This is a genomic window from Kyrpidia spormannii, assembly GCF_002804065.1.
In the GTDB taxonomy this organism is placed as follows: Bacteria; Bacillota; Bacilli; order Kyrpidiales; family Kyrpidiaceae; genus Kyrpidia; species Kyrpidia spormannii.
Window position 1 is genome coordinate 686958 of record NZ_CP024955.1, and the last position, 23012, is coordinate 709969.

23 protein-coding genes are annotated in these 23012 nt (G+C 59.7%); 19 read left to right on the forward strand and 4 right to left on the reverse strand.

Annotation, left to right across the window (positions count from 1 at the left end):
* Window positions 1-2 precede the first annotated feature (2 nt).
* Window positions 3-1451, forward strand: coding sequence for an NAD-dependent succinate-semialdehyde dehydrogenase (locus CVV65_RS03400; RefSeq protein WP_100666941.1), 1449 nt, complete (start codon window positions 3-5; stop codon window positions 1449-1451).
* Window positions 1452-1526: 75 nt separating this feature from the next.
* On the opposite strand, the gene CVV65_RS03405 is transcribed toward CVV65_RS03400, so the two are convergent.
* From CVV65_RS03405 to CVV65_RS03415, 3 genes are all read right to left on the reverse strand, one after another.
* Window positions 1527-1940 (reverse strand): MaoC/PaaZ C-terminal domain-containing protein, encoded by a 414-nt coding sequence (locus CVV65_RS03405; protein WP_100666942.1) that lies wholly within the window; start codon window positions 1938-1940, stop codon window positions 1527-1529.
* Between the two features lie 12 nt (window positions 1941-1952).
* A complete protein-coding gene (locus tag CVV65_RS03410; RefSeq protein ID WP_157935357.1) occupies window positions 1953-2399 on the reverse strand; it encodes an FAS1-like dehydratase domain-containing protein in 447 nt (148 codons plus the stop codon).
* A gap of 128 nt (window positions 2400-2527) precedes the next feature.
* Window positions 2528-3289, reverse strand: coding sequence for an SDR family NAD(P)-dependent oxidoreductase (locus CVV65_RS03415; RefSeq protein ID WP_100666944.1), 762 nt, complete (start codon window positions 3287-3289; stop codon window positions 2528-2530).
* Between the two features lie 231 nt (window positions 3290-3520).
* Here CVV65_RS03415 and CVV65_RS03420 point away from each other — a divergent pair, with 231 nt between their 5' ends.
* From CVV65_RS03420 to CVV65_RS03455, 8 genes are all read left to right on the forward strand, one after another.
* Window positions 3521-5200 (forward strand): long-chain fatty acid--CoA ligase, encoded by a 1680-nt coding sequence (locus CVV65_RS03420; protein ID WP_100666945.1) that lies wholly within the window; start codon window positions 3521-3523, stop codon window positions 5198-5200.
* Between the two features lie 11 nt (window positions 5201-5211).
* Window positions 5212-6192, forward strand: coding sequence for a phosphotriesterase family protein (locus CVV65_RS03425; protein ID WP_100666946.1), 981 nt, complete (start codon window positions 5212-5214; stop codon window positions 6190-6192).
* 198 nt (window positions 6193-6390) lie between these two features.
* On the forward strand, window positions 6391-7239 hold the full coding sequence (locus tag CVV65_RS03430) for an undecaprenyl-diphosphate phosphatase (RefSeq protein ID WP_100666947.1): 849 nt from the start codon (window positions 6391-6393) through the stop codon (window positions 7237-7239).
* A gap of 167 nt (window positions 7240-7406) precedes the next feature.
* Window positions 7407-7715 (forward strand): hypothetical protein, encoded by a 309-nt coding sequence (locus tag CVV65_RS03435; RefSeq protein ID WP_100666948.1) that lies wholly within the window; start codon window positions 7407-7409, stop codon window positions 7713-7715.
* Between the two features lie 91 nt (window positions 7716-7806).
* Complete coding sequence (locus CVV65_RS03440; protein WP_013074439.1) at window positions 7807-8673, forward strand: YitT family protein; 867 nt, start codon at window positions 7807-7809, stop codon at window positions 8671-8673.
* A 178-nt stretch (window positions 8674-8851) separates the two neighbouring features.
* The gene (locus tag CVV65_RS03445) at window positions 8852-9247 is read left to right on the forward strand and encodes a GntR family transcriptional regulator (RefSeq protein WP_100666949.1); all 396 of its coding nucleotides are present in this window, start codon (window positions 8852-8854) and stop codon (window positions 9245-9247) included.
* Entirely contained in the window at window positions 9247-10161 is a 915-nt protein-coding gene (locus CVV65_RS03450) for an ABC transporter ATP-binding protein (RefSeq protein WP_100666950.1), read from the forward strand. Before CVV65_RS03445 ends, CVV65_RS03450 begins: the two co-directional genes overlap by 1 nt.
* A complete protein-coding gene (locus CVV65_RS03455) occupies window positions 10139-11170 on the forward strand; it encodes a hypothetical protein (protein WP_100666951.1) in 1032 nt (343 codons plus the stop codon). The genes CVV65_RS03450 and CVV65_RS03455 overlap by 23 nt, the downstream gene beginning before the upstream one ends.
* 205 nt (window positions 11171-11375) lie before the next feature.
* On the opposite strand, the gene CVV65_RS03460 is transcribed toward CVV65_RS03455, so the two are convergent.
* A complete protein-coding gene (locus CVV65_RS03460; protein ID WP_157935358.1) occupies window positions 11376-12239 on the reverse strand; it encodes an endolytic transglycosylase MltG in 864 nt (287 codons plus the stop codon).
* A 185-nt stretch (window positions 12240-12424) separates the two neighbouring features.
* On the opposite strand from CVV65_RS03460, the gene CVV65_RS03465 reads away from it, so the two are divergent.
* The 10 genes from CVV65_RS03465 to CVV65_RS03510 all read left to right on the forward strand — a co-directional run bounded on the left by CVV65_RS03465 (window position 12425) and on the right by CVV65_RS03510 (window position 23006).
* Window positions 12425-13726, forward strand: a complete 1302-nt coding sequence (locus CVV65_RS03465) for a purine/pyrimidine permease (protein ID WP_157935359.1) — start codon at window positions 12425-12427, stop codon at window positions 13724-13726.
* Between the two features lies 1 nt (window position 13727).
* A complete protein-coding gene (locus CVV65_RS03470) occupies window positions 13728-14456 on the forward strand; it encodes a glycerophosphodiester phosphodiesterase (RefSeq protein ID WP_100666954.1) in 729 nt (242 codons plus the stop codon).
* Window positions 14457-14475: 19 nt separating this feature from the next.
* The gene (locus CVV65_RS03475) at window positions 14476-16128 is read left to right on the forward strand and encodes an ABC1 kinase family protein (protein ID WP_157935360.1); all 1653 of its coding nucleotides are present in this window, start codon (window positions 14476-14478) and stop codon (window positions 16126-16128) included.
* Window positions 16129-16290: 162 nt separating this feature from the next.
* Window positions 16291-17250, forward strand: a complete 960-nt coding sequence (locus CVV65_RS03480) for a 2-hydroxyacid dehydrogenase (protein ID WP_100666956.1) — start codon at window positions 16291-16293, stop codon at window positions 17248-17250.
* A gap of 202 nt (window positions 17251-17452) precedes the next feature.
* On the forward strand, window positions 17453-18061 hold the full coding sequence (locus CVV65_RS03485) for a TetR/AcrR family transcriptional regulator (protein WP_100666957.1): 609 nt from the start codon (window positions 17453-17455) through the stop codon (window positions 18059-18061).
* A complete protein-coding gene (locus CVV65_RS03490; protein WP_100666958.1) occupies window positions 18036-19214 on the forward strand; it encodes an HlyD family secretion protein in 1179 nt (392 codons plus the stop codon). Before CVV65_RS03485 ends, CVV65_RS03490 begins: the two co-directional genes overlap by 26 nt.
* Window positions 19190-20371: an ABC transporter permease gene (locus tag CVV65_RS03495; RefSeq protein WP_133121207.1), complete on the forward strand. Its 1182-nt coding sequence runs from the start codon at window positions 19190-19192 to the stop codon at window positions 20369-20371. The genes CVV65_RS03490 and CVV65_RS03495 overlap by 25 nt, the downstream gene beginning before the upstream one ends.
* A gap of 121 nt (window positions 20372-20492) precedes the next feature.
* The gene (locus CVV65_RS03500) at window positions 20493-21119 is read left to right on the forward strand and encodes a LysE/ArgO family amino acid transporter (protein ID WP_100666960.1); all 627 of its coding nucleotides are present in this window, start codon (window positions 20493-20495) and stop codon (window positions 21117-21119) included.
* A gap of 15 nt (window positions 21120-21134) precedes the next feature.
* Window positions 21135-21494 (forward strand): DUF5654 family protein, encoded by a 360-nt coding sequence (locus tag CVV65_RS03505; protein ID WP_100666961.1) that lies wholly within the window; start codon window positions 21135-21137, stop codon window positions 21492-21494.
* Window positions 21495-21638: 144 nt separating this feature from the next.
* A complete protein-coding gene (locus CVV65_RS03510) occupies window positions 21639-23006 on the forward strand; it encodes a cytochrome ubiquinol oxidase subunit I (protein ID WP_100666962.1) in 1368 nt (455 codons plus the stop codon).
* The last annotated feature ends 6 nt before the right edge of the window (window positions 23007-23012 follow it).

Here is a 23012-nt window from a genome sequence, read left to right on the forward strand (position 1 = left end):
CGATGCGGCGATACGGATTGTATGTCGATGGGCAGTGGACCCCGGCAGGCAGTGGGAAAACTTTTGAGGTCTACAACCCGGCCACCGGGGATGTGGTAGGGGAAGTGGCGGATGCGTCGAAAGAGGATGTCCTTCGGGCCGTGGATGCGGCTCATCGCGCGTTTCCCGGTTGGGCGGCGAAGACGGCGAAAGAGCGCTCGGAGATTCTCCGGCGGGCTTACGATTTGATGGTGGCGAATCTCGACGAGCTGGCGGTCATCATGACCACCGAGCAGGGCAAGCCTTTGGCTGAAGCCAAGGGAGAGATTCAGTACGCAGCCGATTTTGTCTTGTGGTATTCCGAGGAAGCGAAACGGGTGTACGGCGAAACGATCCCGGCTTCGTTTCCGCACAAGCGGATCCTGGTCCTGCGCCAACCGGTGGGCGTGGTGGCGGCGATCACGCCGTGGAATTTTCCCGCAGCCATGATCACCCGAAAGATCGCTCCCGCCTTGGCGGCGGGCTGCACGGTGATCGTAAAACCGGCCAAACAGACGCCCCTGACCGCCTGTCGGCTGGTGGAGATTTTCGAAGAAGCGGGGATGCCTCCGGGTGTGGTGAACCTGATTACGGGAAGCCGGGCTGCGGAGATCGCCGACACGATGCTCGCCGACGAGCGGGTGCGGAAGATCACTTTCACCGGCTCCACCGAAGTGGGTAAGCAGCTCATGCGCAAAGCGGCGGACACGGTGAAACACATCAGCCTGGAACTCGGCGGACACGCCCCCTTCCTGGTCTTTGAGGATGCGGACATCGATGCGGCGGCCCGGGAGGTGGCGGCGAGCAAATTCCGCAATGCCGGCCAGACCTGTGTCTGCACGAACCGGGTGTACGTGCACGAGTCCATCGCCGAGCCCTTTGCCGAGGCCTTGGCGAAGCGGGCGGCGTCGATGAAAGTCGGCAACGGCTTGGAAGAAGGAGTGGTCATCGGCCCGCTTATCGACCGCCAGGCTGCGGAGAAAGTTGAGGAGCACGTTCGGGACGCCGTCCAGAAAGGCGCTCGGGTGGTGACGGGCGGCCATCGGTTGAGCCGGGCCGGCACCAAAGGGGAAGTGCATTTCTTCGAACCCACGGTTCTGCTCGACGTCAGTGACGACATGCTGGTTCTTTACGAGGAGACCTTTGGTCCCGTTGCGCCGGTGCAGACCTTCCGGGATGACGAGGAAGCGGTCCGGAAAGCTAACGACACCCGCTATGGGCTGGCAGCTTACCTGTTCACCCGGGATCTGTCCCGGGCCGTCCGGGTGGCCGAGAGCCTGGAGTACGGGATTGTCGGTATCAACGATGGTCTGCCTTCCGTCGCCCAAGCTCCTTTTGGCGGCTTCAAGGAGAGCGGCCTGGGCCGGGAGGGCGGCCGCCACGGGATCGAGGAGTTCCTGGAAATCAAGTACGTATCCCTGGCGCTCGTCTGAGGATTGTTTCGCGGTAGGGTTGCGGCCGCGGGGGTGTTGAGAACCTCCGCGGCTGCCTCCTTTTCTTCCCACTCGTTAGAAGAATCGCACTTCCGCCACACCGGCGGTCACGATGTCTCCGCTTTGGTTGACGGCGGCCACTTCCAGCTCTGCGATCCGATCATCCTTTCGCAGGGTGCGCACGGTCCCCCGGCACGTGAGGACATCTCCGGGTTTGACCATGCGCTGGAACCGAACCTTCATACGCAGGATATCCCCTTTTACCCCCAGAAGATGGCGCAGGTATTGTCCGAGAAAACCCATGCTTAACATACCGTGGGCAATTACACCGTCCAAGCCCGCCTGCCTGGCGAACTCCTCCACTGTGTGAAGGGGGTTAAAATCCCCCGAGGCGCCGGCGTATTTCACCAGCTGCACCCGGTCCACCGGGGGCTTAACCAGCGGTTCGAGCTCCATGTTTTCGTTGAGTGTTTCCCACATCAGTTCCATGGTGCCACCCCCTCAGTCCTGTCGATAGATGATAGTCTCCCGCCCGGTGACCACCGGTAGGTCATTGATGTCTTTGGCCCGGGTTTCGATGACGATGAAGGTCATTCGCCCGCTTCGCCCAGCCCGATCGTAGACATCGATGACCTCTTGTTGCACCCAGTATCGGTCTCCCGGTCGCATGGGACGGTGGAATACGTACTCTTGTTCCCCGTGGAGAACACGATGCAGGTCAAACCCCGGCACATCTGCCAGGGGGCCGGGGATGACCCGGGCCAGGGTGGTGGCAAAGGTCGGAGGAGCGATGAGCCCACGAAAAGGGGTGGATTCGGCGAAGGCCTCATCCACGTACAAGGGCGACGGGTCTCCCACAGCTTCGGCGAACCGGCGGATATGTCCCTTTTCCACGTCGACGACATGAACGTTCGTCTTCTTGCCGATCAAGGAGCGATCTACCGGCATCTTGGCACCTTTCCTTTCTTTGAATAGGCTCATTGGCCATAAAGTCTGAAACGCCTCTGAAGGGTCAGGTGGCCCGCTTATCGGATGTCTACGACAATCTTCATCCCGGGACTGGAAAACTCCTGGTGTCAAACGGTCGGTCGGCCCGCGACATACAGAGTCTGTCCGGTAATGTACGCCGCATCGTCGGAGGCGAGAAATGCCACAGCTTTGGCGATGTCTTCGGGGGTTCCTACCCGGCGAATCGGATTGCTTTTTACAAACTCCTCGGTCAATTGTTCGAAGGAGATGCCGATTCGCGCTGCGGTGGCTCTGGTCATCTCCGTGGCGATAAATCCGGGAGCCACGGCGTTGACGTTGATGCCGAAGGGGCCGAGTTCAATGGCCATGGTTCGGGTCATGCCCTGGATCCCGGCCTTGGCGGCTGAATAGTTTGTCTGGCCTCGGTTGCCAAGGGCAGAGGTGGACGAAACGTTGACAATCTTGCCGGATCTCTGGGGAACCATGTATTTTTGCCCTTCCCGGGAACACAGGAAGGTGCCTTTGAGATGGATGTCGATCACCGTGTCCCAATCATCTTCGGTCATTTTGTACAACAGGTTGTCTCGAATCACCCCGGCGTTGTTGACCACAATGTCCAGTCGCCCGAAAGAATCCACCACCTGTCGGAAACACGTTTCCACCTGGTCGGCCTTGGAGACATCGCAAGACAGAGCGAGTCCGTCGGAGCCCATGGATTGGATCTCCGCCACGACCTCTTTTGCTCCCTCGACGTTCAAATCAAATACACCCACCCGAGCCCCCTCGGAGGCCAATTGCTTTGCAACGGCTGCGCCGATCCCCCGGGCCGCGCCGGTGACAATGGCGATTTTTCCCTCCATACGTCCCATCTGGCCAAAACCTCCTCGCTCCACATGTCGATCCCAAGGCGGTGAACCGCCGTTCATCGCGCCACTGTCATAGTAGCACAGGACTCGGCCCCCGCCCAGCGCGGAATTTTCACGAAGAACACATTTGATCAAAAAATTCCTTATTGTAATTGACGACCGAATGATCGGTTGGTTAAGATGAATGTGTGAGAGACAGATTTTCAATCCCGCGGATCAGGAGGAGGAGCAGCGATGAACACCCGGCACTATCCATTTTGGCCTGCGAGGATTCCGAAAAGTTTAACCGTGCCGGCGACGTCACTGTACGACAATCTCGAGGTCACTGCTCGGCGATATCCCGATAAACCCGCTATTCTCTACTATGGTGGCGTGATCCCGTATCGTCAGTTGAAAAATCGGGTGGATGCCCTGGCCGGGTTCTTGCAAAAACGGCTCGGTGTGACCCGGGGGGACCGGGTGATCCTATATATGCAAAACAGCCCAGCTTTTGTGACCGGGTTTTACGCGATTCTCCGGGCCGGGGCGGTGGTGGTGCCCCTCAATCCGATGAATGTCACCGAGGAACTGGCTTTTTACGTGGAGGATTGCGGGGCTCGGGTGGCCTTGGTCGGCCAGGAGCTCTATCCCCGCATTGCTCCCCTGTTGGGGGAGACGGTATTAGATCGGGTGGTGGTCGCCGCCTATTCGGACGACGTTCCGGAGGAAAGGGAATGGGAGTTCCCGGATGTGGTGGCCGCTCCCCGTATGGAAGCGCCGGACGAACGGGCGATCCTCCTCTCCGAGGCCCTGGAGGCCGGACTGGCGCCCGTCGATCCGGGGGTGCGCCCCGGCGAGGACTTGGCGGTGTTGCCCTACACGTCGGGCACCACGGGCAAACCCAAAGGATGCATGCATACCCATCGCAGCGTTCAGGCCAATATCGTCTCCGCCGTGGTGTGGTCGGGACTGACTTCCGAGGCTGCTGTACTGGGGACGCTGCCGTTTTTCCACGTCACCGGGCTTCAGCACAGCATGAACGCGCCGATCTACGCCGGCGCTACCGTGGCGCTCATGACCCGATGGGATCGGCAATTGGCGGCGAAGTGGATTGAGCGGTACCGGCTTACCCACTGGACCAACATCAGCACCATGGTGGTGGATTTTCTTGCCAACCCAGCCATCGGGGACTATGACATCAGCTCTCTGACGTCCATCGGCGGCGGGGGGGCCCCGTTGCCGGAAGCCGTGGGGGAGAGACTTCAGGCCATGACCGGCGTACAATATTCGGAAGGCTATGGCTTATCGGAGACGATCTCCCAAACTCACATGAATCCGCCGGATCGCGCGAAACTGCAGTGCATGGGGATCCCAGCTTTCGATGTGGACGCCCGGATCATCGACCCCGAGACCGGGAGAGAGTTGGGTCCCGGCGAGGAAGGGGAAGTGATCGTCCGTGGCCCCCAAGTGTTTCAAGGATACTGGAATCAACCCGAGGAAACCGCAAAAGCGTTTATAGAATTCGAGGGGGAAAGGTTTTTCCGCACCGGGGATATCGCCCGCTATGACGAAGAAGGGTATTTTTTCATGGTGGACCGGGTCAAACGGATGATCAACGCCTCGGGGTATAAAGTCTGGCCCGCAGAAGTGGAATCGATTCTGTACCGACATCCTGCGATCCGGGAGGCCTGCGTGATTGGAGTGCCGGATCCGCGCCGCGGGGAGACGGTCAAAGCCTTTATCGTACTCCGGGACGATCAGCGGGGACAGGTCGGCGAGCAGGAGATTATCGACTGGGCCAGGGAACGGATGGCCGCCTACAAGTACCCGCGTCTCGTTCAGTTTGTCGATCGCCTGCCCATGTCCGGGAGCGGCAAAATCCTGTGGCGAAAGCTGCAGGAGGAGGAATGGGCCAAGGCAAACACCACGTCGTGAGGAGGATGACCATGGCGAATCAAGTGAACACCGTACGGGGACCGGTTCCGGCCGATCAACTGGGAAAAACCATGATTCACGAACATTTTCAGTTTGGGTATCCGGGTTTTCATGGGGACATCACCCTCGGAAGGTACGACCGACAAGAGGCGCTGCGGGTCGGGCTGGAAGTGGCGGAACGTCTAAAAGCCCACGGCGTGCAATCGGTCGTGGACCCGACCCCCAATGAGTGCGGACGGGATCCGCTATTGCTCAAAGAAATATCAGAAATGTCCGGACTGAACATCATCTGTGCCACGGGGTACTACTATGAAGGCGAGTCGGCCACGGCGTATTGGAAGTTCCGGGCTTTGCTCGGAGACGCGGAGTCGGAGATCTATGAGATGTACATGAAGGAGATTACCGAAGGGATCGGCGACACGGGAATCCGGGCCGGGGTGATTAAACTAGCCTCCAGCAAAGACGTGATCACAGATTATGAAAAGATGTTTTTTCGGGCGGCCGCTCGGGCCCAGCGAGACACCGGGGTGACCATCGTGACCCACACGCAGGAGGGCACCATGGGACCTGAGCAGGCGGAGTTGCTCATTTCTCACGGGGCCGATCCGAACCGCATCGTGATCGGCCACATGTGCGGGAACACGGACGTGGCGTATCATTTGCGCACGTTGGATACGGGGGTCTCCATCGGGTTCGACCGTTTTGGGCTTCAAGGGTTGGCGGGGACACCCTTGGATCGGATGCGGGAAACCGTGTTGATTGGCCTCATTGGGATGGGGTACGCCGATCGGATTTTGTTGTCCCACGATACGGTGAACTGCTGGTTAGGCCGGGCCCTCGCCATTCCCGAGCCTCTCCTGCCGACGGTGGTGGATTGGCATCCCACTCACATTTTTGAAAATGTCATCCCTACCCTCCGGGAGGCGGGGATCTCGGAGGAAACGATCCACAAGATTCTCGTTGATAATCCCCAGCGCGTGTTCGGAGCTTGAGTTTTTGGGACACGTTTTATCCTCTAAGAACCGCCTGCCACCAGGCGGTTTGTTTTTTGGCGGCCTCCGCTAAGGCTTGTCCGTGCGGCTGTTGAGTGGTAGGCTAGATTTCGTGTGGGAGACGATACATAGGGGGGGTCCGCGGGTCGGCCGGACCTCGTTGAGTGAGAAAACGGACGTGGAGAGGAGATTTATCGGATGACCTGGATACAGGCGTTGTGGTTTGCGGCGGTGCAGGGAATTACGGAGTTGTTTCCCGTAAGCAGTGTGGCCCATGCTGTCATGTTGCCGGCGGTGCTGCACTGGCCGGTGGATCCGGATGGGCTGTTGCCTTTTACCGTGATGCTTCACTTGGGGACAGCGTTTGCGCTGCTCTTATTTTATTGGCGGGAGTGGCTGTCGCTCATCGGGTCCCTGTTTCACAGCCGGGCGCCGGAAAAGCGCCGGGTGTTCGTGTTGTTGGTGGTGGCGACCATCCCCGCGGCGGTGATCGGGGGGTTGTTTGAGAAAACTCTCCGTGCTCATTTTCCGTCCGCGGCGAGTGCCGCCTTTTTCTTGATGGTCAATGGCGTGATCCTCTGGATCGGAGATCGGCAGAGGCGCCGGGCGATGGCACGGTCCGACATGTTCCGCCGGATCGGCAGGGAGGATGAAGAAATTGCACGCCTGGGGCTGGGCCAGAGCTTTTTGATCGGGTCCGCCCAGTGCCTGGCGCTTATCCCGGGTTTTTCTCGGTCGGGCATGACGATGATCGCCGGGCTCTATGCGGGCCTCGGGTACGAGGCGGCGGCCCGGTTTGCGTTTTTGTTGGCGACGCCTGTGATCCTGGGGGCCGGGATCCTGGAGGTCCCGAAGCTTTTCCACGACCAGCACCGGGACTTGTTGGGCCCCGCCTTGGTCGGGGGATTGGCGGCGGGGGTGGCCGCTTTTGTGAGCGTGTGGATTTTGACGCGGTATTTTCAACAACAGGAGGTCCGGGCATTTCGACCTTTTGCGATTTACTGTCTAGTCATCGGGCTAGTAGCTCTGCTATACTTTGTACTGTAGAGTCGATGATCGGGTATGGGGGTGAGCCCCGAGTCTGGGCGTGGTTGGGGTAGGCGCATCGCCAGGACACGGGGAAGGCCCTCGTCCCCGTACTGTCTGAAAGTTCCCATTTATAGTGACGGGTCGTAGTTTTGCAGACTGACTTCGGCAAGGAAAGGGACGAGAAGATGGAAGTGACGATCCAGGGCACAGTGGTCCGGTCCCGGGTTTTTCTCGACAGCGATGATTTTGTGGAGCGGGGGCTGGTCTTTGTACAGACCGATCGGCCCGTCAACATCGAAGGACAGAGCTATGTGATGATCCCAGTGATTTTGGCCGATGCCGCCGCTCTCGATTCTCTGGGCGATCATATCTCGGTGACGGGTGAGTTGGTTCTCCGGCAGGTCCCCACCCCCTCCGGCAAGCTGACCTCCCACGCGGTTCCGGTGGTATGGATTGAGGCGAGGCTCCAAGAGAAAGCGCGTCCGGCCAACTGAGCCACTGGACGCACGAGAATCGCATGTGAAATAATGGGTCACAGGGTATCCTGTGACTTTTTTTGTTGGAAGGAGGGCGGGAAAACTGACGATGGGTGAGACGCGAATGGCCGAACATTGGAGATACCGGGTCTATCAAGGGGTTCTGGTTATTGGGGGCAGCTTGGTGGCGGCGTACGGGTTGCGCGGGTTTCTGGTGCCCAATCATATCATCGACGGAGGCATGACAGGAATTTCCATACTGCTGTCCTATCTGACCGGATTGAACATTGGGTGGTTCCTGTTGGCCCTGAATCTTCCTTTTCTCCTCCTCGGCTACAACCAGATCGGCAAAACTTTTACCGTCCTGACCTTCCTCGGGGTTGCGGGGCTGGCGGTTTGGACCTGGGTGCTTGGCTCGGCGGCCGTGGTGACCCAAGATCTCCTGTTGGCGGCGGTGTTCGGGGGGGTGATCGTGGGTCTCGGGGTGGGATTGGTGATTCGACACGGGGGTTCCATGGATGGAACAGAAATTGTCGCCGTGGTGCTCAGTGAGCGGTGGCCATTTTCCGTAGGCGAGATCATCATGTTTTTTAACGTGTTCATCCTGGGAAGTGCCGGATTCGTCTTCGGTTGGGACCGGGCCATGTACTCCTTGATCGCGTATTTTGTCGCGTACAAAACCATCGATGTGGTGGTGGACGGCTTGGATGAGTCCAAGGGGGTTTGGATTGTCTCCAACCGCGCCGAGGAACTGGGGGTGGTCATCTTGGCCCGCCTGGGGAGAGGGGTGACGTACCTCGAGGCCAAGGGCGGGTATTCCGAAGAGCCGAAGCAGATGATCTACACGGTGGTCACTCGGCTTGAGCTGCCGAAATTGCGTACCGTGGTGCGGGAAATCGACCCCCAGGCTTTCGTTTCCGTGGCGGATATTCACGAAACGATGGGCGGGTATTTTCGCAAGAGAAAGATCCACTGACGTTTGGGAGCCGTTGACCGGGGATTCTGTCGCATCAACGTGTAGGTTTGACAAACCGCTGCACCCCGTGCATACTATATGTACCGGATGATGTGGTACGCATGGTTCATACGGAACAAACGGGGCACGTTCTGCAGCGCGGGTAGGGAGAACGGCCGTGAGGGGAAGGGGGATCGGGATGTGGCTGAGGATTGATCCCAGATCGGAAGTACCCCTGTATCAACAGATTGTCGACCAAGTGCGGGAAGCGGTGGCAAGGAGGTGGCTAGAGCCCGGAACTCGACTTCCCTCGGTCCGGGAGTTGGCGGTCCAGTTGGCGCTGAATCACAACACTGTCGCTAGGGCTTACCAGGAGCTGGAACGAGAAGGATTGATCGAAACGCTCCGGGGTCGGGGGACCTTTGTGGCGAAGCCGAATCCTCGAATGCCTTCCCCCGATGATGTGGCGTGGATGGAAAAGCAGATTCGACAACTCCTCATCGCGGCGTACCATTTGGGAATCGAGCCGAAAGTTTGGCTGGAGATCGCCGGCCGGGTGGTGGCCGGCTGGTCTCAATCGGAGGGAGGTTTCTGATGAGCTGGGCGGTCGAAGCGCAAGATTTGTCGAAAACCATCGATGGGGTGCAGGCTCTTAAGGATGTGACGCTGCACATTCCGGCCGGGGCCGTGTTTGGCCTGATCGGCCCGAACGGCGCCGGAAAGACGACATTGATTCGCCTGATGTTGGGTATTTGGCAACCCACCGCCGGCAAGGTGCTGCTTTTTGGAAACCGGGCGGACGATCCCACGGGGATAGCCCGGCAAGGGGTGGGGTACGTGCCCGACATCCCGAACTGGCCGAACAATTTTCGCGTGGAAGATGTGTTGAAGTGGCACCGCCTCGTCTATCGGGGGTGGGACGAGCACCGGGCGGGGGCGCTGTTGGAGATGTTCCGACTCCGGCGCAAAGCGCTGTTTTCCACCCTTTCCAAGGGTCAAAAGATGCAGGTTTCCCTGTCCTGCGCTTTAGCGACGCATCCCCGGCTCCTGGTATTGGATGAACCGACCAACGGCTTGGATCCCGTGGTGCGGAGGGAATTTCTTCAGCTTTTGGTCCGCCAGGTGGCCGAAGATGAGACCACGATGTTGTTTTCGACACATCTCCTGGAAGATCTGCAACGGGTGGCGGATCACATCGGGGTCCTCTTTCAGGGGAGACTGCTGCTGTCCACGGCTTTGGCCGATCTGTGGGAGGAGGCCAGGAAAATCCTGGTGGTGTTCCGGCCCGAGGCGGAGCCCGACCTGTCCCAGTGGCCGGAAGTGTGGCGGGTGGAGCAGGAGGGGCGGCTGCGGGTCCTGTGGGTCGGGGGCTCCGCGGAGCGGGTGATGGAACGGATCCGGGCGTTGGAGCCCGTGTACTGGGAAGCGGTGCAACCGGCTCTGGACGATCTTTTTGTGGAAATGATGCGCCGGGAGGGGTACACCTATGGGGATCTGGAATTGGAATGACGCGGTGGCGTGGAGGGAGAGGCGCCAGAATACGTCCATGTGGGTGCTCGCGGTGGCGCTGATCTCTATTCCCGTCATCGGGCGGCTCCTCGGGGTGCAGTTGCTGGCTGGGGCGGGGGTGACGGCCGGCAGAATGGTTCGGGAGGCCGCTGCGCTATCCGTGCAGTCTCCCACGGTGTATATCGGGTTGTGGAGCGCGTCGGCTCTAGTTCTCGCCGTGACCGCCTGGTATCGGGAGTGGACCCATCAGGGGTTATCCACCGTCCTCGCCGGGCCGGTCGGGCGCCGCCACGTGGCGGGGACCAAATGGTGGACCGGCTGGTTCGTGCTCCAGGGGGCCGTTCTCGCCAACGTCCTGGTGGCTGTCCTCATGGGTGCCTATGATGCGGGTTGGTGGGCGGTCTTCGACTGGTGGCTGTCATCGGCCATCGGCCTTTCGGCCGTATACACCATCGGGTTTCTCTTTGCCATGTGGAGTGGAACGGCCCGAAGTGCAACCATCACCTCGGCTTTTGTCGTTTTTGGGATTCATGTATGGGTCCGAATTCTCGTCACGGCTCTCGGCGGGGTGTTCGGAGATTGGACATGGCTCGCGGGCCGGATCCGGGCGGCGGTGGATGTGGCGGTCTATTTGACCGTGTCGGAATACCTGGCCCAAGGAGCGGTGTTTGGGAACACCGGGCTAAAGATTCTACTTCTCGCCGTGGCTGCCGTCGGTCTGTGGCTCGGCGTGTGGACGTTTGAACGGCTCCCTTTGGAGCGAACGGGGAAGGCGTGGTTTTTCCGCTGGATCGAGACGGTGGGGCTGTGGATGGCCGGGATCAGCCTGTTTGTCATCGCCGGGTCGATGGGGGCGGCGGTTTTTGTCTACCTCGGAGGCGGAGGGACCGGACACGTGCCGTCCACGCCGGCGAGGGCGGGTGTTTTTCTGGTGGTCGGCGCTGTCTTTGTGTACTTGTTTCGCACTCTGGCCCTTTGGGCGGCCAGGCACAAGTATGCTCAAAGTTAGTGGAAATCCAGGGCGGTGACCGGTCTTTATCCGCCCGGTGGTTTCCACATGTGGGGCGGCGGAACGGGGATCATTTGGCTGCAGGTGTGGAATCGCCCCGAGAGTACCATTGAGTGGGACGGCCAGCGGGAAACGGTTCAACTCCACCTGGAGTAAGCGATAGTCTCACCGGACACCGTCTGGAAGAAAATGAATGAGGCCCCCGTCAGGATTGGGGGCCTTGTTGTAACGTCTGTATGATCTGGTCTTCCGACATGCCTTTTTGGAACGTGTAGGTGCCCGGTTTTAGATCTTGGTCCACGTGGGTGTCGGCGAGCTTCTGGTTGAAGGCGGCGACATCCTGGATGAGCCCTTTGTCGTGGAGAAACTGGGTCAGATCTCCGGCCGTCATCCCCATCTGAAGGGTGAAGGTGATCGTCTCGTTAGGCGGCGTTGCCTGCCCCTGGGCCGGAGGCGCAGCTCCCTCGGGTTTTGGCGCGGCACTTTCGGGCTTGGACGCTGCTCCACCGGGGGCCTGGGCGGCCGTACCGGACGCGGCCCCTTTTGTCGCGTTGGCGGAGGTGGGCACCAAGGTGTACCCGGCGGCACTGGCTAAAGCTTCCAGGCGCTGTTGGTTGTGGCCGGCCAGATACTGCCCCACTGATCCGGCGATCAGGGCGATGAGGACATAGGAGACCACCAAAGCCGCCCCCATCACCCGGGGTCGCTTCCACACGGGGCGGCTGGACAGCGCCGCCACGCCGCCGCTTCTCCACACGTCCCGGCGATAGATCAACCAGGTGTCCACCAAATGGTTTTGATAGGGAATCCGGACGAGGAACGAAAAACGCCCATCCCCTGTGTCCTCCACGGTCAGCACCTCGGCGGAGGCCAATTGCGCGTGTAAGTTTTGCCGGAGATTTTTGATCTCTTCCCGAGTTAATTCCAGGTGGGCGATGAGGTACTGTAACACTTCCGCATCAAACACGTCAGGACCCGGAGGGGCGCAGCCGAGGTCTTGAATACTCTGCTGAAATCCCCGGTGGATCGATGATTCAAGCAAAACATTGCGCTGGTTGGACGGTAACATACTCCCCATCACCTGATGTTCGTATTTTCAGGGTTTATCCAACTGGGACAAACCTTCCAGTTGGATCATACCAGAGCTTCGCCCGGGAGAGTAGTCTATTTCGACGGGAAAATAGTTCTCGCCGCTCCTTTTCCGATTTCGCCGGGTTTGCGGTATCATGGAAGCGTCGAGGGAGGAATGAGAAGGTGGTTGGCGGGATCGGAATCGCCGGTGCGGCGGGGCGGAGTGTGCAATGGCTGATTTATCTCATCGCATCGGTGGTCCCCATTCCGGTGGTGCTCGCTCAAGCGTTTCATCTGGATCCGGGGACGGCTGCCGGATTTATTTCCCGGGCCTGCTTGGTGGCCGGAGCCGCTTCACTGGTTCAGGGCCTGTGGGGCCACCGGATGCCCATTAACGATGGGCCGGCCGGTTTGTGGTTTGCCGTTTTTTTCTTGTTCGCCAGCGGGGCAGCCGGGGGTTCAGACGTTTCCCGGGCTTTAGAGATGGGCCTGTTGGCGGCGGGCACCTTTGTGGTACTGTTGGCGGTGACCGGGGCCTTTCGTATCATCCGACAATGGTTCACTCCTGCGGTGACGGGGTGTTACCTGCTCCTCTTGGCCGCCCAGATGGCCGGGCCGTTTTTTGAGGGGGTGCTCGGGTTGCCGGTGTCTCCCCACACGGTCTGGTTCGGTTGGGGGGGCGTGCTCACGGTCGCCATTATTCTTGCGGCCTCTCTGGGGCCGGTGCGCTGGCTTCGGCAGTACTCGGTGCTCGTCGGGATGGCGATCGGCTGGATGGCCATGGCTGCGGCCGGGTACCACTCCGGGGACGCAGCCAGGACCGGGGCTTGGTTTGCCTGGCCGGGTCCGTTTTTGTTCGGTCCCCCAGTTTGGAATTGGTCGGTGGTGGTGAACGGTTTATTCGTGGCCATTATCCTGATCAGTAACCTGGTCGCCTCGGTGGAAGCCATGGAGCGGATTCTGCAAGTTCCCCCCGCAGATATGCGCCGGGCCGGCTTCTGGCACGGGGTGACGACGGTGGCCGCGGGGGTGGCGGGAACGGTGGGGATGATCCCGCAATCCACGGCGTCGGGGTTTGTCGCTCTGACCGGCATTCGGGATCGGCTGCCATTTTTATGGGGTTCGGCGATGCTGGCGGCGATGGGTTTTTTTCCCGGAATTGCCGGATGGCTGGCGGCCATGCCCAGGGAAGTGGGATACGGCGTCATGTTTGCATCCTTTACACAATTGATTCTGGTGGGGCTGGACGCCATGCGCCAAGCTCACCTGGGTCCGGGGCAGCGTCAGGGTCTAGGGCTGGCCCTACTCCTTGGGCTGGGTTTGACAGCCCTTCCCAGTGGTGCGTTCCCTGCACTGCCTCAGGTGGTTCGCGTTTTTCTCAGCAATGGCCTGGTGGTCGGGACGTTGGTCTATCTCGTGTGGGATGGGATGTATCGTTGGATGGCCAGCCGGCGGACGAAGGGGGCCCTAGGGAGGGAACGGTAAGGTGAATCGCGAACCGGTGGAAGTGCGAGTGTGGGCGCACCGGGGAGCTTCGGCGGAGGCACCGGAGAATACGTTGGCCGCGTTCCGCCGGGCCGTGGAGATCGGCGTCGGGGGGATCGAGCTCGATGTGCAGTTGACCCGGGACGGCGTCCCGGTGGTCCTGCACGATCCGACGTTGGAGCGGACCACGGATGGCCGCGGCTGGGTGGGCGATTGGACTTGGTCGGAGTTGCGCCGACTCGACGCCGGGGCGTGGTTCCATCCGCGCTTTGCTGGGGAGCGGATTCCGACACTGGCCGAAGCTTTGGTGGCAATTCCCGAAGAAGTTTGGGTCAACATCGAACTGAAGACCACACCAGAGGTATATCGGGGCCTCGAAGAGCAGGTGGTCAACTGCGTTCGGGCGTCCGGGCGGCGCAGGATCATCTATTCTTCTTTCGATCACTCGGCCCTGGAGCGGCTTCAGCGAATCGATCCCGAGGCCCGATTGGGGTTGCTGTACGATGGGTTTCTGTTATCCCCTTGGAAATATGCCCGGCAGGCGGGGCTGAGGATTTACAGCCTTCATGTGCGGCACTGGTTTGCCGGGCGGGGCTTGGCCCAGGCCGCCCGCCGTAAGGGTTTGGCGGTTTTTGCATACACGGTCAACGATCCGCTCCGGGCGGCACATTTGTTTAGCTCGGGCGTGAATGGGGTGTTTACGGACAACCCCCGGCGGGTGCGGGGTTGAGGTGAGGGTGGGTGCCGGGATGGAAGGCGGGAAGTGGTTCATGGGGCGACAGGCCAAGTGGCGGCGGGTGCAACAGATCACCCGGGTGTTTCTCAAACACGGTTTTGGCTACCTGTGGGATGGGCGCAAGGAAATCGCGTCCCCGGAGCGGGGGCGGTCCATGGGAAGGCGATTGCGCCAGGTCTGCGAAGAGCTGGGGCCGACTTTTGTAAAATTGGGCCAGCTGATCAGCACACGGCCGGATTTGGTGTCGCCGGAGGTGGCGGCGGAGCTGGAGCAGCTTCAGGATCAGGTCCCCCCCGTTCCCTTTGAAGTGATTGCCCGCCGTCTAGAAGAGGAATTTGACAAACCCATAGACCGCTTGTTCTCGTTTATCGATCCGACTCCTCTGGCTGCCGCCTCCATCGGACAAGTACATAAGGCCAGACTCCCCTGGGGCCAGGAGGTTGCCGTCAAAGTGCAAAGGCCGGGCATTGAGGGGCAGATTGAAACGGATGTGGCGATCTTGGAAGAGTTGGCGGCCTGGGCCGAGGTGCACACCCAGTGGGGAAAGATCTACCCCCTCACCGCCATTGTCGGAGAGCTTCGGCAATCTTTGCGCCGGGAGCTGGATTATCGCCTGGAGGCCCAGTATGCACGGCAGATGCGCCGGCGTTTGCCGGATGATGGTAACGTGTACATCCCCGAGGTAGTGGGGGAATATTCCACTCGTCGGGTGTTCACCGCCGAGTATATGGAAGGGTCCAAATTGTCTTCCCGGGCGGTGGAGGCGCTCGGTCAGGAACGAAAACGGCGCCTCGCCCGGATCATTGCAGAGACGATCCTCCACCAAATGCTGGTGGACGGCCTGTTTCACGCCGACCCCCATCCAGGCAACTGGCTGGTCAAGAAAGACGGCTCCCTGGTGCTGCTCGATTTCGGCATGGTGGGAAGGCTGACCCCGGAGCACAAAAGCCAGTTGGCAGACCTGATCATCGCGCTCATGCGCCAAGATACCCCGGCCATTGTCGAGGCGCTGCTCAATCTGGGGGTAGCTCCGGCCGATGTGGACCGGGACGCCTTGTACCGGGACGTGGAAGAGATTCGCGATCAGTTCTACGAAGTGCCCCTTCACGAAATCGACATCCGGGATGTGGTGCAACTCACTTTCGAGTTGTCATTCCGCCACCAGATCCGCCTGCCGACCCATTTGACTCTGGTGGGGAAAGCCATGGTCACCCTGGGCGGAGTGGTGGAGCAGCTCGATCCCTCTCTTAGTATCGTGGAGTTGGCAGAGCCCTTTGGAACGGAATTGTTTGTCGGGCGCTATACCCCCAGAGCGGCGGCGGTGAAGCTGGCGGCCTACGGCCGGCGATGGCGAAAGATTGCCGAAGAGGCACCGGACTGGTTGGCGGAGTGGGCTTCGGCGGCGGGGGGCGGCGAGGTGCGGCTCGGGTTGCGCCTCCGGGACGGACAATGGGCGCTGCGTCGGGTGGAGCGGGCGGTGAACCGGTTGGCGGCCAGTGTGATCCTCCTGTCCCTGGCGGTGGTGGTGGCGGCCTTGGTCCTCGGGGGATTCGCCCGTTCTCCAGTGCCCACTTGGTTTTATACCGCCTTGACAGTGGGGCTTGCGGTCATAGCCGGGATAACGTTATGGTTAATAATGGAAATTATGCGGTCCGGGAAAAAATAATCTCGGACCGCGAAACGGGCATATGGGAGTCAAAATATATCCACCATTCTAAGGTTTCACGTGGAAAACCAGTCAAAATAGCGGTTTGGGCAGCAAAATGGCGTCGAAATTTGTCGCAAATCATCGGATTGCCACGAAAAAAACGTGAAGGGGGAGCGCCCGATGCGGCCAGTTCTTTATATCGCCCGGAAACTGCCCGATGAAGCTTTGCGTGTGGCAGAAAATGATTGTGAGGTTCGCCTGTGGGACCGGGAGTCCGAGCCTGTTCCCCGGAATGTCTTGTTGGACCAATTGCGGGATGCCGAAGGCCTGGTCTCCGTGCTGACCGAACGGGTGGATGAAGAGTTGCTAAAAGCTGCTCCGCGCCTTAAGGTGGTGGCCAACATGGCGGTGGGCTACGACAACATCGATGTGGAGGCCTGCCGCCGCCACGGGGTGATCGTGACCAATACGCCGGACGTGCTGACGGAGACCACGGCGGATTTAGCTTGGGCGCTGCTGCTTGCCACCGCCAGGCGGCTTCCCCAGTCCGCCGAACTGGTTCGAGATGGGGGCTGGACCACGTGGTCGCCCCTGGGACTGACCGGTTTAGATATCTATGGCAAAAGCCTGGGCATTCTCGGCATGGGCCGGATTGGAGAAGCGGTGGCGCGCCGGGCTCAGGGGTTTGGCATGACCATTCTGTACCATAATCGCCGCCCCCGGCCGGAAGTGGAGGAGCGCCTGGGCGCCCGGTACCTGAGTTTGGACGCACTCCTGCGGGAGGCGGACATCCTGGTCATCCTCACCCCCCTGACGGCGGAAACCCGGCACCTCATCGGCCGCAACGAACTGGCAAAAATGAAATCCACCGCGATCCTCGTCAACGTGTCCCGGGGGCCGGTGGTGGACGAGGAAGCGTTAGTGGACGCCCTCCGACAAGGGGTGATCTGGGGGGCGGGCTTGGATGTTTATGAGCGGGAGCCGATTGGGGCCGATCATCCCCTGCTCCAGTTGGATAATACCGTGTGTCTCCCCCACATCGGCAGCGCCACGGTGGCCACCCGCACCGCCATGGCCCGGTTGGCGGTACAAAACGCCGTCAACGTCTTAAAAGGCGAAAAGCCCCTGACACCGGTATGATTCCCCCTCAGGGGACGCAGGCTGCCGATGGGGAGGCCTGGGGATGGGCGCGAAGGCAGGGTAAGGGACTTGGGTACGGTCAGGTATAGCCCGGGAGGTTTCCCGGGCTTCTTTTTTGATGAACAGCAGCAGATGCCGACTTGATTTTTTGATCGATTGGGTATAAATTTGTTCGTGTTAGATCAAAACGGGGGTGGTGGTGATGGCGAAGCGTACAAAAGATCTGATTTATCAAGGGGCGGTAGAAGTATTTTCAAAACGGGGTTTTGGGGATACGACGATGGACGCCATCGCTGAACAGTGCGGCGTCGCTAAAGGGACCCTCTACTATAATTTCAAGACCAAGGAAGAACTGTTCACTTACGTGATGCGCCGGGGCCTCAGCCAGTTGACTGATCGGTTGCGGCAGGCGCTGCTCTCCACAGAAGACCCGGTTCACAAATGGGTCCGGGCGGTGGAAAGCCAGTTTCGCTTCTTTGAGGAAAATCGGGCCTTTTGCCATTTACTGGTTCAGAAGATTTGGAGTGCCGATGTCCAGGGTCAACTGTCCGTGCAGGAGGTGCTGAGCGAGTATTTCCAGCTCCTCGATGACCAGTGGGCCGCCGCCAAAGCCCGGAATTGGATCGATGATCGTGCCGACGTTCAGACCCTTTCCGGCGCCTTTTTCGGCATGGTGGTGATTCCAGCGGCCCGGGCGGTGCTGCACGGGGGCGCGATCGACGCGCCCGAGCGGGTGCGGACGATCGTCAAGATGATTTTGCGGCAGATGAAAGGAGTATCTGACGATGAATTGGCGTCCTTGGGGGATTAGTGGCGCGGTGGCCGGGGTGACCGCTTTGGTTGCCGGTGCCTTGTTTCTCCCGGTTCACGCGCAGCAGAATGGTTCTCCCCAAAGTGGTATCGTCGAGCAGCGAGAGGTGGATCTCAGTTTTAAAATAGCCGGGCGCATCGAGAGTCTTTCGGTTTCCGAAGGACAATCGGTGAAAAAGGGCCAGGTGTTGGGGCGGCTTGAACACGCCGATCTTCAGGCGAAGGTCGAGCAGGCTCAAGCGGCGGTGGATGCTGCCGCGGCGAACGTGCAAAAAGCCGAGGCGGCGGTGGGTGAGACGGACCAAACCACCCGGGCCAAGGTCTCTGAGGCTCAGGCGGCGGTGAAAGTGGCCCAGGATCAGTTGGCCGGCTTGCAACAGGGCAGCCGGCCCCAGGAAATCGCCCAAGCCCAAGCGAAGGTCGACGGGGCCCAGGCGGCCTACCATCAGGCCCAGGATGCCTACGACAAGGCGTTGAAATTGTACCAGTCGGGGGCTGTATCCGAGGCCGAGAAAAACCAGGCGGAACTCCAACTCTCCCAGGCTAAGGCGGAGTACGAGGCCGCCCAGAACCAACTCCAATTGGCCCAGGCGGGTCCCCGCCCGGAGCAGGTGGACGCCGCGCGCCACCAAGTGGAACAGGCCCAGGGCGCTCTCCAGGAGGCCAGTGCGGGGCGGGACCAGGTGGCGGTGGCCCAGGCGGATGTGAAAGCCGCCCAGGCGCAACTGGAACAGGCGAAAGCCGGTTTAGATGAAGCACAGACCTATCTTTCGTACACCGAGCTCGTGGCCCCAGTGGATGGGATCGTGGTCAAGAAGAATTTCTCGGTGGGAGAAATGGTGAATGCCGGCGATCCGGTGCTGACGGTGGCGGATCCGGCGGACAAATGGGTGTCGATTTACGTGGGGGAGAACCAGCTTCCCCAGGTGAAGGTGGGGGACCCGGTTTCTCTGGATATTCCGGCCCTTCACCGACAGGTGAACGGCCGCGTGGAGGAGATCAACCCGGCACCTCAGTTTGCCGTGACGAAAGCCACGAACCACTTGCAAGATCGCGATATCCAATCGTTTCAAGTAAAAATCAAGATTGAGGACAATCCCCAGGATGTGTTGGCCGGGATGACCGCCGTGTGGCAAGGGGCGAAGACGCCATGACGTTATCGGACATGTTGGCCGCTGAGTGGAGGGCGCTGATCCGGGACCGGCGCATGCTCGCCATCCTCCTGCTCGTGCCTGTCGCGTACCTGGTTTTGTTCGGGTTTCTCTACAGTGAGCACAAGGTGCGGCATTTGCCCACAATCTATGTGGATGAGGACCAAAGCGCCTTGAGCCGGGAGATTCTGGAGGGATTCAGCGCATCGGAAGGTTTTCAGTTAATCGGCCCGGTTGCCTCCGAAGCGGAGGCGTTGGATGCCGTCCAGCGAGGGGAGGCGTCGATGGCTCTGGTCATTCCCCCGGATCTGTCCCGGACGGTGAAGCGGGGGCAGGAGGGGAAGATTCTGGCGGTGATCGACGGCAGCAATATGATCATCGCCAACAGCGCCCTCCAGAACGCCAACGCCGTGGTGCAGACGTTCTCGGGAGGAATCGCCATCCAGCGCATGGAGGCCCGCGGTCTGTCTCCGGATTATGGGTACGGTCTGGGGTTTGGCTACCGGATGTTGTTTAATCCAACGCTGAATTACAGTGATTTTCTCTTGTTGGGACTGGCCGGGACCGTGTTTCAACAAGTGATCTTGCTCGGCGTCTCCTTGGGGGTGACCCGAGAGAAGGAGCAGGGGCGATGGGGGGCGTATTTGGCGGGCGGCCGCCGTCCGGGTACCGTGTTTCTGGCGAAAACGCTTCCGTACTTTTTGATCGGCCTTTTCGATGTACTCCTGGGGGTCGGTGTGGCCGTCCGGGGATTCGGTGTTCCTTTTCAGGGGGCCATGATGCCCTTTGTCGCTCTGTCGGTGGCGTTTGTGCTGGTGCTCGTGGCCTTGGGGTTTGCCGCCTCGTTGTTCTCCCGGGGTCGATTGGAGGCGACTCAGGTTTCGATGTTGGTGGCGGTGCCTTCCTTTCTGCTTTCGGGGTTCACGTGGCCCTTTCTCGCAATGCCGGCTTGGGTCGCCGCCCTTGGGCACTGCCTGCCCCTCACGTATTATGTGGACGGGCTGAGGGAGGTGGCGCTCAAAGGGAACGGATGGCTCACGATGCGGACGGACATAGAAGTGTTGTTGGGCATGGCTGTCGGTTTGATCGTTGTGTCCCTGGTGGGCGTCGTGATCCAAGGCAGGATCTCGGCCAAGAAGTGGGCGGCCGAAAGGGTGTAGTCGTCGCTCGGCACTTCCCTGCCGACAGAGATCGATCATTTGTATTAAAATGAAGACGTGTGAAATTCTCAGGGAAGCCATATGAAAACCATGGCACCGGGGATCTGGCGGAGGGGTGCGGGTGCTCGTTGCGTTTCTCCACGGTTTGATTTTGTCGCTGGGGCTGATTCTTCCCATCGGTATGCAAAATGGATTCATTCTCACCCAAGGGGCATTGCACCGGCGCTGGTCCCGTTCCCTTCCGGCAGTGATAACGGCAGGGATCTGCGACACGCTGCTCATTGTCCTGGCCGTCGTCGGCGTGTCCACCGCTGCTTTGCACGTGCCCTGGCTGAGGGGGTTGTTCGGCGGGGTGGGGATCGCTTTTATGCTCTACATGGGGATCTCAACCTGGCGGGATAAGGGAGGAGACCGGGAGGCGGATGGTTCGACGGTGGCTTGGCCGCCCAGACGGCAGGTCGGGTTCACCGTTTCCGTGTCGCTCCTCAATCCCCATGCGCTCATTGATACGTTGGTCGTGGTGGGCGGTGCGGCCCTGGCCTACTCCTTGTGGCCCCAGCGCCTGGCCTTTGGCCTGGCGAGCGTCATGGTTTCTTGGCTCTGGTTTTTCGCCTTGTCGATGGTGGGCCACGCCATGGGACGGGTGGTGCTCCGGGGATCGTCCCTTCTGGTGATCCAACGTATTTCCGCGGTGATGATGTGGGCATCGGCGGTGTATCTCGGGTATATTTTGTACACATTTTCATGATGGGAGGTCGATCGCATGGTTCGGACAGTTTTAGAAAAAATGGTGGATCTCGCCACAGCCGGGTTTGGCTTGGTGGCTGCCCTGGCCTGGAATGACCTGATTAAACAGGTGATCCAGGATTTCATCGCGCCTTACGTGCCAAAGGGCTGGGGGTTGTTCTCCATGGTGCTCTACGCCCTGGTGGTGACCGCTCTCGCGGTCTGGGTGACGTCTTACCTGGGAAAACTCGTGGCGATTCGCAAAGATAAAGAGGAAGATCGGGCGGAGGGGGCCGCTCTTGATGAGGCCCCACAGCCTCTCGTCCTTCGGTCCGAAGACATTGAAGAGGCGATTTTTCGAGCGATGGTTCGCTTTCACAAAATGGACAAGGAGTAGCAGGTTCGCTACAGTTTTGTTTACATTTCGCTACAACAGTATCACCTTTCGTCCCCAAAAATGCCTTTAATTTCGGGTAAAGTAGTAGATGGGACCCGTTATCAATTAAAGGAATTTTTCGGGTTCCGGAAGGGGCGGGTCGAGGTGGCCGAGGTCATCCTCTTGAGTCGGATCCAGTTTGCAGTCACGGTGATCTATCATTTCTTGTTTGTGCCCCTGACGCTGGGCTTGGTCGTGCTGGTGGCGCTTATGGAAACGCGGTATGCGCGCACCGGCAACGAGCTGTATCGGCGGATGGCAGATTATTGGGGCAAACTGTTTACGATCAATTTTGCGCTGGGGATTGTCACAGGCATCACCATGGAATTTCAATTTGGTACGAACTGGTCGGAGTACTCGAAGTTTATGGGGGACATTTTTGGATCGCCTCTGGCCATTGAGGCGCTGCTGGCGTTTTTCCTGGAGTCCACGTTTATTGGGGTATGGCTGTTCGGGAAAGAGCGCTTTCCGAAACTCCGGGCTCTGTCCATGTGGATGGTCGCCATCGGGACCAACATCTCCGCCCTCTGGATCATCACGGCGAACGGTTTTATGCAAAACCCTGTCGGCTATACAATCCAGGATGGACGGATTAAGCTCGAAAGTTTCCTGCAGGTGGTCACAAACTCTTACACGTGGTATATGTTCTTCCACACGGTATTGGCCAGCTATATTGTCGGTGCGTTTTTTGTCCTCGGAGTGAGTGCCTATCATCTGCTCCGCAAACAGCACGTGGAGTTTTACAAAAAATCCTTTCAGTTCGGTCTGGTTATGGCCTTGGTCGCGACCTTGGCGGTCCCGTTGGTCGGGCATTTTCAAGGGATTCACACGGCGAAGGTGCAGCCTGCCAAGGCAGCGGCTTTTGAGGCCGTGTGGGAGTCCGGGCCGAATCAACCCTTTACCGTGTTCTCCATCCCCGATCCGGCGAATGAAAGGAATTTACTCGATTGGGGCAAAATCCCGGGCGTCGGTAGTTTGATGTACACGAATTCTTTCAGTGGATACGTGACGGGCTTGAAGGACATTCCAGCCGATCAGCGGCCGAATGTCCCGGCGGTTTTCTGGAGCTTTCGTCTCATGGTGGGCCTTGGATTCTTGTTTCTCGGCCTCGCTTGGTACGGCCTGTACCTGTGGAGAAAGGGGCGCTTACTGGATTCCCGGCGGTACCTCAAGTTGCTGTTGTATTCCATTCCGCTCCCTTACGTGGCGATCAACCTGGGCTGGGTGGTTACGGAGATGGGTAGGCAGCCGTGGATTGTGTACGGTTTGATGAAGACCAGTCAGGCTGTTAGCCCCATCGCCCTGGGGGACATTCTCTTCTCCCTTACTGGGCTGGTGGTCTTTTACACGTCGCTGATCGTCGCGGATGTGTATCTGTTGCATAAATACGCGGTCCGGGGCCCGGTGGACCCGCCGGCAGAGGGCTCGGTCAAGCGCGGCGGCAAAACCCCGGCCCGTGCGGCCCAGGCGTAGTTGCAG

Coding starts and splice junctions, on each gene's coding strand:
- CVV65_RS03455 (WP_100666951.1), top strand. CDS start 10,139: ATGGGGATCTGGAATTGGAATGACGCGGTGGCGTGGAGGGAGAGGCGC.
- CVV65_RS03415 (WP_100666944.1), bottom strand. CDS start 3,289: ATGGGACGTATGGAGGGAAAAATCGCCATTGTCACCGGCGCGGCCCGG.
- CVV65_RS03440 (WP_013074439.1), top strand. CDS start 7,807: ATGGGTGAGACGCGAATGGCCGAACATTGGAGATACCGGGTCTATCAA.
- CVV65_RS03400 (WP_100666941.1), top strand. CDS start 3: ATGCGGCGATACGGATTGTATGTCGATGGGCAGTGGACCCCGGCAGGC.
- CVV65_RS03485 (WP_100666957.1), top strand. CDS start 17,453: ATGGCGAAGCGTACAAAAGATCTGATTTATCAAGGGGCGGTAGAAGTA.
- CVV65_RS03430 (WP_100666947.1), top strand. CDS start 6,391: ATGACCTGGATACAGGCGTTGTGGTTTGCGGCGGTGCAGGGAATTACG.
- CVV65_RS03475 (WP_157935360.1), top strand. CDS start 14,476: ATGGAAGGCGGGAAGTGGTTCATGGGGCGACAGGCCAAGTGGCGGCGG.
- CVV65_RS03435 (WP_100666948.1), top strand. CDS start 7,407: ATGGAAGTGACGATCCAGGGCACAGTGGTCCGGTCCCGGGTTTTTCTC.
- CVV65_RS03425 (WP_100666946.1), top strand. CDS start 5,212: ATGGCGAATCAAGTGAACACCGTACGGGGACCGGTTCCGGCCGATCAA.
- CVV65_RS03405 (WP_100666942.1), bottom strand. CDS start 1,940: ATGGAACTGATGTGGGAAACACTCAACGAAAACATGGAGCTCGAACCG.
- CVV65_RS03450 (WP_100666950.1), top strand. CDS start 9,247: ATGAGCTGGGCGGTCGAAGCGCAAGATTTGTCGAAAACCATCGATGGG.
- CVV65_RS03480 (WP_100666956.1), top strand. CDS start 16,291: ATGCGGCCAGTTCTTTATATCGCCCGGAAACTGCCCGATGAAGCTTTG.
- CVV65_RS03505 (WP_100666961.1), top strand. CDS start 21,135: ATGGTTCGGACAGTTTTAGAAAAAATGGTGGATCTCGCCACAGCCGGG.
- CVV65_RS03410 (WP_157935357.1), bottom strand. CDS start 2,399: ATGCCGGTAGATCGCTCCTTGATCGGCAAGAAGACGAACGTTCATGTC.
- CVV65_RS03490 (WP_100666958.1), top strand. CDS start 18,036: ATGAATTGGCGTCCTTGGGGGATTAGTGGCGCGGTGGCCGGGGTGACC.
- CVV65_RS03420 (WP_100666945.1), top strand. CDS start 3,521: ATGAACACCCGGCACTATCCATTTTGGCCTGCGAGGATTCCGAAAAGT.
- CVV65_RS03460 (WP_157935358.1), bottom strand. CDS start 12,239: ATGTTACCGTCCAACCAGCGCAATGTTTTGCTTGAATCATCGATCCAC.
- CVV65_RS03445 (WP_100666949.1), top strand. CDS start 8,852: ATGTGGCTGAGGATTGATCCCAGATCGGAAGTACCCCTGTATCAACAG.